The organism is Achromobacter sp. 2789STDY5608615, from assembly GCF_001298995.1.
Lineage (GTDB): Bacteria > Pseudomonadota > Gammaproteobacteria > Burkholderiales > Burkholderiaceae_B > Achromobacter > Achromobacter insuavis.
Genome location: NZ_CYTY01000009.1, coordinates 77,055 through 92,167, shown reverse-complemented (window position 1 = coordinate 92,167; position 15,113 = coordinate 77,055). Strand labels below are relative to the sequence as shown.

Sequence of the window (15,113 nt, the reverse complement as noted above, 5' to 3'; positions counted from 1 at the left end):
CGCCGGACAGCTGCGCCGGCCGCAGGTGGCGCGCGTGCGACAGGCCGACCTCGTCGATGGCCTGGTCGATCCGCAGCCGGCGTTCGGCGGCGCTCAACCTCGGCTGGTGGGTGAAATCCAGGCCGAAGGCCACATTGCGTTCCAGCGACAGCCAGGGCAGCAGGCCGGAATCCTGGAACGCCACCGCCACGCGCGGATGCACGCCGGCCAACGGTTCGCCCTCCATCAGCAGCGTGCCGGCGCTGGCCGGCTGCAAGCCCGCCAGCACCCGCAGCAGGCTCGACTTGCCGGCGCCGCTGGCGCCCAGCACCGCCACCACCTCGCCCCGGTCCAGCACCAGGTCGACGTCCTGGAATACGTCGGCCGGCGCCTGCGCATAGCGCAGCGCCAGGCCGTGCGCCTGCAACACCGGACGCGGCCGCGCGCTCATGCGGCGCCCTCGGCCGCCAGGCGCGCCTGGCGCTTGGCCAGCTCGGTCTTGAGCTGCACCAGGCTGGGGGTGACGATGGGCAGGAAGGCCGCCTCGCGCCAGCGCCGCGCAAAGCCGTCGCCGGCCGGCTTCAGGTAGGCCGCGCCGCCGCTGGCCTGCAATTCGAGCTGCACCGCCTGGCTGGCGATCTCGGCCAGCGCGATGCGGCTTTCGAACAGCAGCCAGGGTTCGGCCACGAAGCGCTCGCTGCGCACGCCGTCGACCAGGCGCGCGGTCACCTCGTCGAGCTGCCGCGCCAGCGCCTGCAACGGTTCGCCGAGGATGCCGCGCGACGCCTGGCCCTGCCCGGTTTCGGTGGCGGCGCGCAAGGCGCGCCGCGCCAGGCCGATGGACAGGCCGCATTGCAGCCCGGCAAAGGCCGGCCGCGCCTGCGGCAGGTACTGGCGCGCATCGGGATGGATCAACCATTGCGGATCGATGCGCACGCCGCGCACGTCCAGCGCCGCGGTGTTGCTGGACTGCAGCGCCAGCAGCTCCAGGTCGGCGCTGCGCGTCAGGCCCTCGATATCGTGCGGCAGGGCCACCACGGCCGGCGTGCCGTCGGGGGCCGAGACGGCCGCGGCCACCAGGAAGCCCTGTTTGCGCAGGTTGGTGACCCACGGCATGCGGCCGTCCAGCACCCAGTGCGCGCCCTCCTGGCGCGCGCCGATCTGCAGCGACTCGATGCCGCTGAGAAATTTCATGGTGTTCGACAGCGCGGTGGCGCCAGCCACCTCGCCCGCCAGCAAGGGCGCCAGCCAGGCCTGCGACAAGGCCGCATTGGGGCTGCGCAGCAGGTATTCGATGAAGACGCGCTGGCCCCAGGCCACGAAGGCCGCGGCCACGGAATGCTCGGCCACCCGCGACACCGCCTCGATGGCGTCGCCGATGTCGGTGCCCGGCGCGCCGCCCTGCGCGGCCGGCACCCCCAGGCGGAATACGCCCGCCGCGGCCAATTGCGGCAGGACCTCGGCGGCGTCGTGGCTGCCATCATCCAGCGCGCCGGCGTGGGTATCGAGCCAGGCGGTCAGTCCGGGCGACAGTCGCGGATCCGGCTGCCGCGCCGTCATTGCGCGCCGCTCCAGGCGTAGGCGCCGAGCTGTTCGTTCAGCGGCGTCTGCGCCAGGTTATTGCCGAAATTGCAGATAGTCGCCAGCCCCACGCCAACGATCACTTCCAGCGCGTTGCCGTCGCTGTAGCCGGCCTCGCGCAGCGCCTGCAGCTCGGCGTCGCTGACGCGGCCACGGGTGCGGATCACGGCTTCGGTGAAGGCGGCCAGCGCCTGCAGGCGGGCATCGGGCAGCGTGCCCTGGGCGCGCAGCGCGTCCACCACCTCGGGCGACAGCTTGGCCTTGTTGCGCGCCAGCGCGGTATGGCCGGCGACGCAGAAAGTGCAGCCGTGGCGGGCGCCGGCCACCAGTTGCACCACCTCGCGCTCCTGCAGCGTCAGCCCGGCGCGGGCATTGATCTGCGACAGCGTCTGGTAGGCCTCCAGCGCGACCGGCGCATTGGCCAGCACGCCCAGCAGGTTGGACAGATAGCCGGCGCCTTGTTCGGCGGCGGTCAGCGCGGCGCGGGTGGATTCGGGAGCGCTCTGCGCGGTGTGGACAGGCAAACGGGCCATGACGGTCTCCAGAAGACGATCAACGAAAACTCGATTGTGCGGGCGCCCCGCCCCGCGCGACAATGCACGGGGATCGCAAGCTGATGCTCGATCTTATCGACTTTCAGCTATGCGCTTATAACCAGGCGCCCTGCGTATCATCGCGCCAAACTGATCCGGTCGCGCCGCCATACCAGCGCGGCCCGATCCCTTGCCAAACTGCCTTCGCCATGCCGCCCTCGCCCGCCCCGAACGCCGATCAAGCCGCCGTCGACGCCCTGTTGCTGTCGAGCCTGGAGGTGCAATCCAGCTTGTATCACCTGGGGCAGTATTGCGGCAATTGGTCGGCCAGCACCAGCGGCCGCGCCCGCGCCAGTTTCCACCTGATCCTGCACGGCCGCTGCCGGGTCGAGCTGGGGCCGGGCCAGGCGCCGCTGACCCTGGCGGCCGGCGACGGCGTATTCTTCCTGCGCGACCTGCCGCACACGCTGACGCCGCTGGATGCGCCCGCCGCGCCGGTATGCCGCGACATGCGCCCGCTGCTGCCGCGCCAGGCCGACGGCACCGGGCTGGCCTGCGGTTTCTTCCAGTTCCGCCCGGGCCTGGCAGACCTGGTGGCCGAGACGCTGCCGGACGTGCTGGTGCTGCGCGCCGACGACGCCCGCTACGCCAGCGCGCGCGGCGTGTTCGACCTGATCCTGGGTGAGACCGCGCGCGATGGCGGCGCGTCCGAGGTGGTGCTGGAGCGGCTCACCGACATGCTGATCTTTTTCATGCTGCGCCACCTGGCGATCCATGACCGCCAGGCCCACGGCCTGTTCGTGCTGGCGCGCGATCCGGCCATGGCCGGCTTGCTGCAGGCGATCCTGGCGCGGCCGGCGGATCCCTGGAGCATGGACGACATGGCGCGCCACGTGCACATGTCCAAGGCCACCTTCCATCGCCGCTTCACGCTGCAAAGCGGCACCACGCCGGCGCAATTGCTGCAACTGCTGCGCATGCGCGTGGCGCGGCGCCTGCTGACGCAGGGCGCCGCCATCGCGGACGCCGCCGAACGGGTCGGCTATCGCTCGCAGGCGGCCTTCAGCCGGGTGTTCCAGCGCACCGAGGGCGTGGCGCCCTCGGCCTGGCGGCGCGGCGGCGCCTGAGCGGAGCGCGCCCAGGCAGGCCGCGCCTCAGGACAGGCCCAGCAACAACTCCGCCAGCAACTGCGGATGGGTGATGTGGGCTTCGTGCGGGGCGGCGATGTCGACCCAGTTCCAGCCCGGCTGCGACTTCACCAGCTGGCGCGACTGCTCCAGCACCGGCAGCTCGGGCTGGGTGCAATGGATGTAGGTGCGCGGCCGGCCGTTGCCGATGGGATGCTTGAGCGTCAGCGGCGTGGTGTAGCTGGCCAGCGGGTGCGGCGTCAGGCGGCGCTTGACCCAGGCCTCGTCGGCGCTGCCCGGCTTGAAGCCCCAGGCCGCGGGCAACGGCTCGGGGATCGGCACGGCCAGGCCGTTGGTGGCCTTGGAGGCGGCCGCGATGCGCGCGTCGGCGTCGGCCTTGGGGTACACCGAGAACGCATCCTGGCCGTTCTGCAGCACGATGGAATCGAAGTACACCAGGTGCGCCAGCCGCTCCGGAATGCGGTCGGCCACGCCCGAGATCGGAATGCCGCCGAAGCTGTGGCCCACCAGGATCACGTCGTTCAGCTCTTCGCTCTGGATCACCTGGACCAGGTCCTCGACGAAGGTGTCGATGGTGATGCCCTTGTGCAGCAGGTGGGCGCGGTCGCCCATGCCGGTGAAGCTGGGCGCGTAGACGCGATGGCCGGCGGCCTGCAGCCGGTCGGCCACCGGCCGCCAGCACCAGCCGCCATGCCAGGAGCCGTGCGCCAGCACGTAGGTCTTGGCGCGGCCGGCGGCCGGCTTGGCCGCGATGGCCGGGGCCGCCGCCAGGGCGGGCAGCCCGGCGGCCAGTTGCAACAGGGTCCTGCGGGAAATCATGCTCATGCCATTCACACCTGCGCCAGGGCCTGGTCCAGGTCGGCCAGCAGATCGTCGATGTGCTCGATGCCGATCGACAGGCGCACGGTTTCCTCGCGCACACCCGCCTTCTGCAGTTCTTCCGGATTGAGCTGGCGGTGGGTGGTGGACGCCGGGTGCGTGGCCAGCGACTTGGCGTCGCCGATGTTGACCAGGCGCGTGAACAGCTGCAGCGCGTCCTGGAAGCGCGCGCCGGCTTCGCGGCCGCCCTTCACGCCGAACGTGAACAGGCCAGGCGCCTTGCCGCCCAGGTACTTGCGCACCAGCGCGTGGTCCGGGTGATCCGGCAGGCCGGCGTAGTTGACCCACTCGACCTTGGGATGCTCGCGCAGGTAGCTGGCCACCTTGACCGCGTTCTCGACGATGCGGTCCACGCGCAGCGCCAGCGTCTCGATGCCCTGCAGGATCTGGAACGAATTGAACGGCGAGATCGCGGCGCCGGTGTTGCGCAGCGGCACCACGCGGGCGCGGCCGATGTAGGCGGCCGGACCGAAGGCTTCGGTATAGACCACGCCGTGGTAACTGACATCGGGTTCGTTCAGGCGCTTGAAGCGGGCCTTGTGCTCGGCCCAGGGAAACTTGCCCGAGTCGATGATGGCGCCGCCCAGGCTGGTGCCGTGGCCGCCCAGGTACTTGGTCAGCGACTGCACCACGATGTCGGCGCCGTGCTCGATCGGACGCAGCAGGTACGGCGACGGCACGGTGTTGTCGACGATCAGCGGCAGGCCGTGGCGGTGGGCCAGCTCGGCCAGCGCGGCGATGTCGGTGATGTTGCCCAGCGGGTTGCCGACCGATTTGGCGAAGATGGCCTTGGTGCGCTCGTCGATCTGCGCCTCGAAGGCCGCCAGGTCGCTGGGGTTGGCGAAGCGCGTGGTGATGCCGTACTGCGGCAGCGTGTGGGCGAACAGGTTGTAGGTGCCGCCGTACAGCGTGCTGGACGAGACGATGTTGTCGCCCGCCTCGGCGATGGTCAGGATCGCGTAGGTCACCGCGGCCTGGCCCGAGGCCAGCGCCAGCGCGGCGATGCCGCCTTCCAGGGCCGCGACGCGCTGTTCCAGCACGTCGGTGGTGGGGTTCATGATGCGGGTGTAGATGTTGCCCGCCACCTTCAGGTCGAACAGGTCGGCGCCGTGCTGGGTGTCGTCAAAGGCATAGGCCACGGTCTGGTAGATCGGCACGGCCACCGCGCGCGTGGTCGGGTCCGGCTTGTAGCCGCCGTGCACGGCGATGGTTTCCAGCCGCCAATCGGGCTTCTTCGCTTCAGTCATGTAGTGCTCCTCAAATGCGTTATCGGCAATGGAATCAAGCGGCGAACCCGCGCGCGGCGCGCAGGATGCGATCGATGTCCCCATGATTGTTATAGGCGCCGACGGACAGGCGCAGGTAACCATACTCCACAATGCTGGCCACCACGCCCTCGCGGGCCAGGTGCGCCAGCGCCGCGGCCGGATCGGCCACGCGCAATGCGGTGGTGGTGCTGCGCAGCGCCGCGTCGGCCGGCGATACTACCTGCAGGCCCTGGGCGCGTAAACCGTCGCTCAGGGCCGTGGACAGTTCCAGTACCCACGGCTCGATGCGCTCGGGCCGCGCCCATTCGATCAGGTCCAGCGCCGCGGCCCAGCCGGCGATGCCGGGATAGTTCAGGTTGCCGGTCTCCAGGCGGCGGGCGTCGCCCGCGTCGGACACGCCCACCTGCCATTGCAGGCCGGTCTTGTCGAGCGTGGTCACTTCCGAAGGGCCGACGTACAGCGGGTCGAGCGCGTCGAGCAGGCGCGGCGACACGTGCAGCAGGCCCACGCCCAGCGGCCCCAGGAAGCCCTTGTGGGCGCCGCTGGCGAACGCGTCCACGCCCCAGGCGTCGACCTCGGCGCGCAACAGGCCCGCGCCCTGGATGCCGTCGACCACCAGCCAGATGCCGCGCTCGGCGCAGCGCCGGCCCAGTTCGGCGATGTCGGTGCGCAGGCCGCTGCCGTATTGCACCCACGAGACCGCGATCAGGCGCGTGCGCGCATCGACGTGCCGCCACAGGTCGTCGACCGTATAGCGGTGCGCGCGCGACGGCGGCACCCGCACCTGCACGCCGCGGCGGCGCAGGTTGAGCCAGGGCAAGGCGTTGGTGGGATGTTCCTGGTCGTCGACCACCAGGTTGTCGCCTTCCTGCCAGGACAGGCCCTGCGCCACGGTGTTCAGGCCCTCGGTGGTGTTCTTGGTGAAGGCCAGCCGGCGCGCGTCGCCGCCGATCAGCCGCGCCAGCCGCGTGCGCAGCGCGCCGGCATCGCGCAGCCATTGCGGCTTGTCGCTGCGGGCATGGGTGATGCCGTCGAAGAAGGCGGCCACGCCCTCGGCCACCTTGGGCGCCAGCGGGCTGGTGTAGGCGATGTTGGCGTAGGCCTTGTCGCGAGTGATGGGAAACCATTCCCGGAATTCGTCCTGCCAGCTCATGCGAAACCTTCTTCAATCATGCAACTTGGTATGGACGGATTCTAGGTATATGACGGCAATTTGGATAAGGCTAAGTTCTCATAACCATATGACGATACAGTCGCTCGCGACGGCGATGCGCAGCCCTAGAATTCATGCCTTTCTTGCATACTTCGAATACGGGAACGGCATGCGGTTGATCTCTCTACTCAAGACCGCCGGCGTGGCGGCGGCGCTGGCACATATGGCGTTGTCCACGGCGAGCGCATCCACGGCGGGCGCCACGGTCGACGCCATCAAGAAGCGCGGCGAACTGGTGTGCGGCGTGAGCCAGGGCTCGGCCGGCCTGTCTATCGCCGACAAGCAGGGCCGCTGGACCGGCCTGGACGCCGACCTGTGCCGCGCGCTGGCCGCGGCGGTGCTGGGCGATCCGGAGAAGACGCGCTTCGTGCCGCTCAGCTCGCAGCAGCGCTTCCCCGCGCTGCAGGGCGGCGAGATCGACGTGCTCAACCGCAACACCACCATCACCTCCAGCCGCGACGCGGGCCGGGGCATCGTCTCGGCCGGCATCGTGTTCTATGACGGCCAGGGCTTCCTGGTGCCGAAGAAGCTGGGCGTGAAAAGCGCCACCGAACTGGACGGCGCGCAGGTCTGCGTGCAGCCCGGCACCGTCAACGAACAGAACCTGGTCGACTACTTCAAGAAGCAGAAGCTCACCTACCGCCCGGTGGTGATCGAGAACCTGGTCGAGCTGGAGCAGGCCTTCTACGCCGGCCGCTGCGACGTCTACCTGTCGGATGCCTCGACGCTGGCCGCCAGCCGCGCCGCGCGCGCCGCCAATCCCGACGACTTCGTCATCCTGCCCGAGCGCATCAACAAATCGCCGCTCGGCCCCTTCGTGCGCCAGGACGATCCCAACTGGACCGCCATCGTGCGCTGGACCGTGAACGCGCTGGTGGCCGCCGAGGAACTGGGCATCACCTCCCGGAACGTCGACAGCCAGGCGCAGAGCACCGATGCGCAGGTGCGCCGCCTGCTGGGCCTGGATCCCGGCATCGGCAAGAGTTTCGGGCTGGACGAGGGCTGGGCCCGCAACGTCATCAAGGCCGTCGGCAACTACGGCGAAGTGTGGGACCGCAACCTGGGCGCGGCCACCCCGCTCAAGCTGGAGCGCGGCCTGAACGCGCAGTGGAACCGGGGCGGCCTGCTGTATTCGCCGCCGTTCCAGTAAGCCCGCGCGATCGCGTGGACGCATGACGCCGCCAGGCGGCCCCCCGGGCCCGCCCGTGGCGTTTTTTCCTTTCTCTTTTCCTCATTCGCCGGCGCCGGCCGGGACCGACATGATCGCGATTCATCCCACGCCATGGAGCGCCGCCTGGCGGCGCTGGCTGCCCCTCGCGGCCTGGACGCTGGGGCTGGCCGCCCTGGCCGCGTTGTTGCTGCTGCACATCGAGGCCACGCAGGCGGCGCGCGGCATCCGCGGCGGCTTCGGCTTCCTGTTCCAGCCGGCCGGCTTCCGCATTTCGGAAAGCCTGCTGCCGGTGACGCCCGACGATCCCTACTGGATGTCGATCGCCGCCGGCCTGGTCAACACCCTCACGGTGGCGCTGGTGGCGATTCCGGTGGCGACGCTGCTGGGCATCGGCCTGGGCCTGCTGCGGCTGTCTTCGCGTCCGCTGGCCGCGCGCACCGCCGCCCTGATCATCGCGCCGTTGCGCAACACCCCGGTGCTGCTGCAATTGTTCGTCTGGTATGGCCTCTTGCTGCGGCTGCCGGACGCGCGCCAGGCGTGGTCGCCATTGCCCTCGGTGCTGCTGTCGAACCGCGGCCTGGCGTTGCCGGCGCTGCACGGCTGGCTGCCCTACGCGCTGGCGGCGGCGGGCGCCCTGCTGCTCGGCTGGCGCCTGCGCCACCGCCTGGGCCGCGCCGCGCCCTGGGCCGCGCTGGCGGCGACGGCGCTGGCCTGGGCATGGTTGCCCGGCGTCACCGTCGACCTGCCCGTCAGGCGTGGCCTGGGCCTGCAGGGCGGCTGGCAGCCCAGCATCGAATTCGCCGCGCTGGTGATCGGCCTGGTGGTGTTCCATGCCGCCTACATCGCCGACATCGTGCGCGCCGCGGTGCGGGCGGTGCCGGTGGGCCTGGTGGAAGCCGGCCAGGCCATGGCGCTGACGCCCTGGGGCGTGCTGCGCCACGTCGTCGCGCCCTATGCCGCGCGCGTGGCCCTGCCCCCCCTATGCCAATCAGTGCCTGGCGCTGGTCAAGAACAGCACCCTGGCCATCGCCATCGGCTACCAGGAGCTGATGGCCGTCATCAATACCGCCATCACCCAGACCGGGCTGGCGCTGGAAGGCATCACGCTGGCCGTGGCCGTCTACCTGGGCCTGGCCCTGGCGCTGGGCGGTGCGCTGTCGGCCTGGAACGCGCGCCACGCCCGCCACGGCCCCGGCGACAGCCACGGCGCGCGCCTGGGCGAGCGGCCCGCGCTGCGCCTGCTGGACCGCGGCTCGCGCGGCATCGGCGGCTGGCTGGGCTCGGCGCTGATGGCGCTACTGCTCGCCGCCGCGGGCTGGGCGTTGTTCGATTGGGCGCTGCTGCGCGCCGTCTGGAGCGGCAGCCCCGCCACCTGCGCCGCCGCGGCGGGCGCCTGCTGGGCCGCGGTGGGCGAGAACCTGCCGCTGCTGCTGTTCGGCGCCATGGCGCAGGCCGACCGCGCCCAGGCGCTGGCGGCCTGCGCCGCCCTGCTGGCCGGCGTGGCGGTGGCGCTGGGCCTGGGCCGGCTCGCGCCGCGAGCGCGTCTGGCATGGGTCGCGCTGATGCTGGTCGTCACTGTGATCGCGCTGGCCGGTTGGCCCTGGGGCGGCGCGGCCATCGGTCCGCTGCGTTGGGGCGGCCTGCTGGTGACGCTGATCCTGGCGATCGCGGCGCTGCTGGCGGCGTTGCCGCTGGCCTTCGGCCTGGCGCTGCTGCGCCGTTCCGGCAGCCCCGGCGGATCGCTCGCGGCCGCCGCATTGATCGAGGCCGTGCGCGGCGTGCCGCTGGTGACGCAATTGCTGTTCGCATCCTTCGTGCTGCCGTTGCTGCTGGGCGGCGGCGTGTCCAAGTTCGGCATGGCGCTGGCGGCGCTGACGCTGCATACCGCCTGCCTGCTGGCGGAGGTGCTGCGCGGCGCGCTGCAGGCGATTCCGCCCGGCCAGATGATGGCGGCGCGCGCGCTCGGCATGCGCCCGGCCGTGGCCTACTGGACGGTGATCTGGCCGCAGGCGCGCCGCATCGCCGCGCCGGCGGCGCTGGGCGTGTTCGTGGGCGCGGTCAAGGACACCTCGCTGGTCAGCATCATCGGCGTATTCGACGTGCTGGGCGCGGCCAAGGCGGTGGTGGCGGGCACCGACTGGCGGCCGTACCACGTCGAGGTCTACCTGGCGGTGGCGCTGCTGTACTTCACGGCCAGCCTGGCGCTGTCGCGCGTGGCGCGGCGCATGGAAGGACCGGCGGCGGCCTGAGCCGCGCGGCGGGCTGGCGGCCTAGTGGCCGCGCGCGCCCAGCCGCTCCAGCCAGGCCGGACGCGGCGCGGCGTCCAGCCAGTTCTTCACGATCAGGCCCAGCTCGGTATCACCCGAGATGCGCAGCCGGCGCTGGAAGAACAGCGTGTCGGCGTCGGTCTCGGCGCGCATCAGCGCCAGCAGGTCGGCGACCTTGGCGCCCAGTTCCAGCTCGCAGGCCTGGCCGTTCCAGAGCGGCCGGAACGCGCCGCCGCGCACCATGAAACTGCTGCGCACGCCCAGGTCCTCGACGGTGATGGCGAAGCTGCGCCCGTCCAGTTCCGCCGGCGGACTGAGCCAGCCCAGGCGCCGGGCCAGCTCGAGCCCGGCCACGAAATGCAGCGACACCAGGGACGCCGGCAGGCGCCGGCCCACGCGCGCGACCAGCCCCGGCACGGTGAATCCGACGCGGCTCATGGCGCCTCCTGCCAGGCGATGCCCGATTGCCCGTGGAAGTAGCCGTTGCAGCGGCCGATGCCGGCGGGCGGCGCCACGGCTTGCTGGACACGGCCGCCGCGCACGGCGTCGAGCGCGGCGATGACCTCCAGCGTGCCGGACGATTGCGGGCTGACGCGCAACACGTCGGCGCCCATGTCCGCCAGATAGCCCGCCTGGTCGAGCAGGTCGAGACAGGCCGCCGACTGCACCTGGATGCCATTGATCGCGAGGAACTCGCGCGATTCGCGGGTGCGCATGTCCAGACCGTCTGGATGCTCGATGCAGCGAAAGCCGCAATCATCCTTCTTCAGGCGGAAATGGCGCGCCGTGAAGCAGCGCGCCGAGAACGCCAGGGCCATGCGGCCCCACACCATGATCTCGGCCTCCAGCCCCGCCGGCCGCTCGGCCAGCAGCCGCGCCAGCGTGTTGACGTGCATTTCCAGCGGCGCCACGAAGCGCGTCGCGCCGCGCGCGGCCAGCCATTCCAGCGTGCCGCCGTGGTAGGCGTTCATGTGCGGTCCGGCCACGAACGGCCGCCCGCCCAGGTGCCGTAGCGCGCCGGCCTCGCCGGCCTCCACCTGGAAGTCCTGCTGCTCGCACAGGCGCCGCAGGGCCGAGGCCTCGGCGCCGGTCTCGATCAGCGTGCGGCCGGACAGCACCACTTCCTTGCCCGTGGCCGCGAGGTCGCGCGCCAGGTCGAGCCAGTCGTCGGCGCGCAGCTCGTGGCGCCGGCTACAGACGGTTTCGCCGATATAGAGGATGTCGGCCGGACTGTCGGCCAGCGCCGCGTAGAACGCCAGCGTGTGCTGGCGCGGCCAGTAGTACAGCAGCGGTCCGACCGAGATGCGGAAAGCCTTGGGTTTCATTTCCATGGACGTTCAAATGCGCCTTGCGTGACTTGGGAACCCTCGGCATGGCGCGCCAGCGTGGCGTTCCATTCGGGACGGGGGGAATAGCGGTTGGGGTCGACGTGGGCGCTGTCGAGCGCGGCGCGCAGCGTGGACACCACCTGCGTCACGTAGGCCGGGCTGCGCTGGCGCCCTTCGATCTTGATCGCGGACACGCCCATCTCGGCCAGCCTGGGCAACAGGCCGATGGCGTTCAGGCTGGTGGGTTCCTCCAGCGCGTGGTCGGCGACGCCGTCGACCTCGAAGCGGCCCTTGCACAGCGTCGGATAGGCGGCCGCCTCGCCCGGTCCATAGCGGTCGATCAGGATGCCGTTCAGGCGCGCGTCCAGGCGGCCGTCTTCCTCGACCCAGCGCACCGCGCTGGCGGGCGAACAGACGCCCTTGTTGTTGGGCGAATCGCCGGTGGCGTACGACGACAGCAGGCAGCGGCCCTCGGCCATGACGCACAGGCTGCCGAAGCCGAACACCTCGACTTCCACGCTGACGTTGGCGCAGATGCGGGCGATCTCGGCCAGGGTCAGCACGCGCGGCAGCACCACCCGGCGGATGCCGAATTGCTCCTTCATCAGTTCGATGGCGTCGGTGTGGGTGGCCGAGCCCTGCACCGACAGGTGCAGGCGCAGGTCGGGATAGCGGTCGCGGGCATAGCCCAGCAGGCCGGCATCGGCCATGATGACCGCGTCGGCGCCGAGCGCGTGCGCGGCATCGACCGCCTCGCGCCATTCGTGGCCGCGGCCCGCCTGCACGAAGGTGTTGATGGCGAACAGCACCTGGCGGTTCTTGCTGTGCGCCAGCTCGACGCCGGCGCGGATGTCGCTTTCGGTGAAGTTGAGCCCGGCGAAGTTGCGGGCGTTGGTGGCGTTCTTCAGGCCCAGGTAGACGGTGTCGGCGCCTGCCTCGATCGCCGCCTTCAGCGCGGCCAGGCTGCCTGCCGGCGCCACGAGTTCTAGGGGAGAGGTTCGGGTTTGCATGCCGGCCAGTCTAGGGGCCGGCACGGCCGCGGGCCTTGTCGCAGATCAAACCGCGCGGCGGCGGCGCCGCGCACGCGCGATGTCAGACCGGATCGTCGCCGTGCAGGCCGTGCTCGACGGCGTAGACCGCCACCTGCACCCGGCTGGTCAGGTTGAGTTTCTTCAGCACGTTCTGCACGTGGATCTTGACCGTGCTTTCGCTGACGTCGAGCTCGCGCGCGATGACCTTGTTGCTGGCGCCGCGCGCCAGGCATTGCACGATCTGGCGCTCGCGCGCCGTGAGGCGATGGCGCTCGGCCTGCCCCGCCGGCGCCTGCGCGGCCAGGCTGGCCTGGCCGCGGAACTGCTCGACCAGCTTGGCCGTCATGCTCTCGGCGATCACCGGCTCGCCGCCGGCGGCGCGGCGGATGGCGGTGGTCAGCGCCTCGGCGTCGATGTTCTTGAGCAGATAGCCGCGGGCGCCGTCGCGCAGCGCCTGGCCAAGCTCGTCGGCTTCTTCCGACACGGTCAGGATGATGACGGCGCAGGACGGCAGGTCCTGGGTCAGCAGCTGCAGCGTCTCCAGGCCCGACAGGCCGGGCATGTTCAGGTCCAGCAGCACCACGTCGGGCTTGAGTTCCTTGGCGCGCTTGAGGCCCTCGACGCCGTCGCCGGCCTCGGCCACCACCTCGAAATCGGGCTGGCGCTGCAGCAGCAGCCGCATCCCCGAGCGGAACAGGGTGTGGTCGTCGACGAGCAGGATACGGATGGGCATGGTCTTGAAGGGCTCAGGCGGCCTGGCGTTCGGCGCCGGGCAGCGTCAGCGCGATGCGCGTGCCGCCGCCGGGTCGGGATTTCATTGTAATCGTGGCATGCATGCGGGCGGCGCGTTCGCGCATGATGTGCAGGCCCACGTGGGCCTCGCCGCGCTGCGACACCTCGGCCGGGTCGTAGCCCTGGCCGTTGTCGGCGATCAGCAGGTTGAAATCGCGGTCGTTGCGCACCACGATGTCGACCCGGTCGGCCTCGGAATGCTTGCGCACGTTGGACAGCGCTTCCTGCAGGATGAACAGCACCTGCAGCTGCTGCTCGGGCGCCAGCGGCGCGCCCACGCCCTGGCTGAAGGCCAGGTCGGTGCGCATGCCGGTCTGGCTGCGGAAGCGTTCGACGATGTCGCCAATGGAGCCCTTCAGGTCGCCCTGGCCCAGCTTGGCGCGGAAGTTCGTCAGCAGCTCGCGCACGTCCTTGTAGCTTTCGTCGACCCCGGTGCGCAGCAGCGGCAGGATCTCCTCGACTTCAGCCTGGTCGCCGCGCTTGACCGCCGCGTCCAGCAGCTGCAGCTGCAGGTTCAGGAAGTTCAGCCCCTGGGCCAGGCTGTCGTGCAGCCCCTGCGCCACCAGGCCGCGCTCCTGCACCACCGCCAGCTGGCGCGCCTGGGCGCTCAGGCGGCGGTTGTCCAGCGCCACGCCCAGGTGCCGCCCCAGGGTCTCCAGCAACTGCGAGTCGGACGGCGCCAGCCGCCGCTGGCTGCGGAAATGCAGCGAGTACGAGCCCAGCACCTCGTCGCGCGTGACGATGCGGAACACCGCCACGCTGGCGAAGCCGTCCTGCTGGCAGTTCAGGTCCAGCTGCGGCGGCGCCTGGCGGAAATCCTGGATCACGATGACGCCGGCCTGGCGCGTGGCCACGCCGCAATAGCAGTCGTCGACCCGCATGCAGTGCTCGGATTCGACCAGTTCGTCGGACAGCCCCAGCGACACCACCAGGTTGAGCTTTTCGTTGTCCGGGTCCAGCGCGCGGATGCTGCCGCCCTCGGCGTCGAACTGCAGCATGACGCGGCGCAGGAAGCCCTGGCACATGGCCTCGATGTCGTTGGGCTGGTTCAGGAACGCCGCCATGTCGTAGAGGGCGCCGATGTCGCGGTTCTGCGCCGCCAGCTGGGCGGTCTTTTCGCCCACGCGCTGCTCCAGGCCGGTGTACAGGCTCTGCAATTCGTCGGCCATGCGGTTGAAGCCGCGCGACAGCACGCCGAATTCGTCCTCGCTCTCGACCGGCAGGCGGGTGCTGAACTCGCGCGCCGCCATGCGCTGCAGGCCGTCGCGCAGGCGCAGCACGGGCGCGATGATCCACAAGTACAGCAGATAGATCATGGCCAGGGTGCCGGCGCTGGCGATGGCCGCCAGCACGCCCTGCGACAGCCGCAGCGAGGTCGTCTTGCCGGCGTTGTCCTGTTCGATCATGCGCACCAGCTCGTCGGCGCGGGCAACGAAATCGGGCAGCGTCTGCAGGTACTCTGCCGCGTCTTCGCGGGCGATGGCGCGCATTGCCGCCGGCCGCATGATGTCGCGCCAGTACTCGGCCACGCCGTGCCAATGCTGGCGGATGGTCGGGTCGTTGGGAATGAACAGCGGCCGCGCCGGATTGCCGCGCTCCAGGCGGGCAATGGTGTCGTCCATCAGCCGCACCTGTTCCTCGGTGCGCACCTGGCGCCCGGCCTGCGGCCGCATCAGCTCGACCGCGACGCGGTTGGCGCGCATGCGCAGGCTGCCGGTGTCGTTGATGGCCGCGCCCGCGCCTTCCAGCTGCCACGACAGCCACAGCGTCAGGCCGATCATGCCCAGCACCACGATCAGCGCGATCAGCGAACTGGCGACAATGCGCGTCGACAGCCGGTGCCGCGGCGACGGCAGGCCCTGGGCGTCGGGGGAATGGTCGAGCGTGGTCATGAAATGGGCTGGCGGATGGGCGGGGGCGGGA

14 protein-coding genes are annotated in these 15,113 nt (G+C 70.9%); 3 read left to right on the top strand and 11 right to left on the bottom strand.

From position 1 onward, the window contains the following. The 3 genes from AOZ49_RS10115 to AOZ49_RS10105 all read right to left on the bottom strand — a co-directional run. Positions 1-430: ATP-binding cassette domain-containing protein (locus AOZ49_RS10115; protein ID WP_156355628.1), on the bottom strand; the 430-nt coding region annotated here is incomplete at its 3' end. Beyond that, complete coding sequence (locus AOZ49_RS10110) at positions 427-1,539, bottom strand: acyl-CoA dehydrogenase family protein (RefSeq protein WP_054475061.1); 1,113 nt, start codon at positions 1,537-1,539, stop codon at positions 427-429. The genes AOZ49_RS10115 and AOZ49_RS10110, both read right to left, overlap by 4 nt. After that, on the bottom strand, positions 1,536-2,093 hold the full coding sequence (locus AOZ49_RS10105; RefSeq protein ID WP_054430582.1) for a carboxymuconolactone decarboxylase family protein: 558 nt from the start codon (positions 2,091-2,093) through the stop codon (positions 1,536-1,538). Before AOZ49_RS10105 ends, AOZ49_RS10110 begins: the two co-directional genes overlap by 4 nt. A gap of 209 nt (positions 2,094-2,302) precedes the next feature. Between AOZ49_RS10105 and AOZ49_RS10100 the strand changes: the two genes are divergently transcribed. After that, entirely contained in the window at positions 2,303-3,220 is a 918-nt protein-coding gene (locus AOZ49_RS10100; protein ID WP_054475059.1) for an AraC family transcriptional regulator, read from the top strand. A gap of 27 nt (positions 3,221-3,247) precedes the next feature. Here the strand turns inward: AOZ49_RS10100 and AOZ49_RS10095 are convergent, their stop codons facing one another. From AOZ49_RS10095 to AOZ49_RS10085, 3 genes are read right to left on the bottom strand one after another with little or no spacing between them, the layout of a single operon-like run. Further along, positions 3,248-4,066, bottom strand: a complete 819-nt coding sequence (locus tag AOZ49_RS10095) for an alpha/beta fold hydrolase (protein ID WP_024068963.1) — start codon at positions 4,064-4,066, stop codon at positions 3,248-3,250. 5 nt (positions 4,067-4,071) lie between these two features. Continuing rightward, positions 4,072-5,367, bottom strand: a complete 1,296-nt coding sequence (locus tag AOZ49_RS10090) for an O-acetylhomoserine aminocarboxypropyltransferase/cysteine synthase family protein (protein WP_054475058.1) — start codon at positions 5,365-5,367, stop codon at positions 4,072-4,074. Between the two features lie 34 nt (positions 5,368-5,401). After that, positions 5,402-6,541 carry an aminotransferase class V-fold PLP-dependent enzyme gene (locus tag AOZ49_RS10085; protein WP_054430585.1) on the bottom strand — a complete coding sequence of 380 codons (1,140 nt, stop codon included), beginning with the start codon at positions 6,539-6,541 and terminating at the stop codon, positions 5,402-5,404. Positions 6,542-6,710: 169 nt separating this feature from the next. Here AOZ49_RS10085 and AOZ49_RS10080 point away from each other — a divergent pair, with 169 nt between their 5' ends. Continuing rightward, positions 6,711-7,751, top strand: coding sequence for an amino acid ABC transporter substrate-binding protein (locus tag AOZ49_RS10080; protein WP_054475057.1), 1,041 nt, complete (start codon positions 6,711-6,713; stop codon positions 7,749-7,751). Positions 7,752-8,725: 974 nt separating this feature from the next. Beyond that, positions 8,726-10,021 (top strand): amino acid ABC transporter permease, encoded by a 1,296-nt coding sequence (locus AOZ49_RS33425; protein ID WP_231690293.1) that lies wholly within the window; start codon positions 8,726-8,728, stop codon positions 10,019-10,021. A 21-nt stretch (positions 10,022-10,042) separates the two neighbouring features. Here the strand turns inward: AOZ49_RS33425 and AOZ49_RS10070 are convergent, their stop codons facing one another. The 5 genes from AOZ49_RS10070 to AOZ49_RS10050 all read right to left on the bottom strand — a co-directional run bounded on the left by AOZ49_RS10070 (position 10,043) and on the right by AOZ49_RS10050 (position 15,082). Beyond that, complete coding sequence (locus tag AOZ49_RS10070; RefSeq protein WP_054475055.1) at positions 10,043-10,477, bottom strand: ubiquinone anaerobic biosynthesis accessory factor UbiT; 435 nt, start codon at positions 10,475-10,477, stop codon at positions 10,043-10,045. Next, positions 10,474-11,364, bottom strand: a complete 891-nt coding sequence (locus AOZ49_RS10065; RefSeq protein ID WP_054475159.1) for a U32 family peptidase — start codon at positions 11,362-11,364, stop codon at positions 10,474-10,476. The genes AOZ49_RS10070 and AOZ49_RS10065 overlap by 4 nt, the downstream gene beginning before the upstream one ends. Then, positions 11,361-12,377, bottom strand: coding sequence for a ubiquinone anaerobic biosynthesis protein UbiU (locus AOZ49_RS10060; protein ID WP_054430589.1), 1,017 nt, complete (start codon positions 12,375-12,377; stop codon positions 11,361-11,363). Before AOZ49_RS10060 ends, AOZ49_RS10065 begins: the two co-directional genes overlap by 4 nt. A gap of 82 nt (positions 12,378-12,459) precedes the next feature. Next, complete coding sequence (locus AOZ49_RS10055; protein ID WP_049074026.1) at positions 12,460-13,131, bottom strand: response regulator; 672 nt, start codon at positions 13,129-13,131, stop codon at positions 12,460-12,462. 13 nt (positions 13,132-13,144) lie between these two features. Further along, a complete protein-coding gene (locus AOZ49_RS10050; protein WP_054475054.1) occupies positions 13,145-15,082 on the bottom strand; it encodes a type IV pili methyl-accepting chemotaxis transducer N-terminal domain-containing protein in 1,938 nt (645 codons plus the stop codon). Between the last annotated feature and the right edge of the window lie 31 nt (positions 15,083-15,113).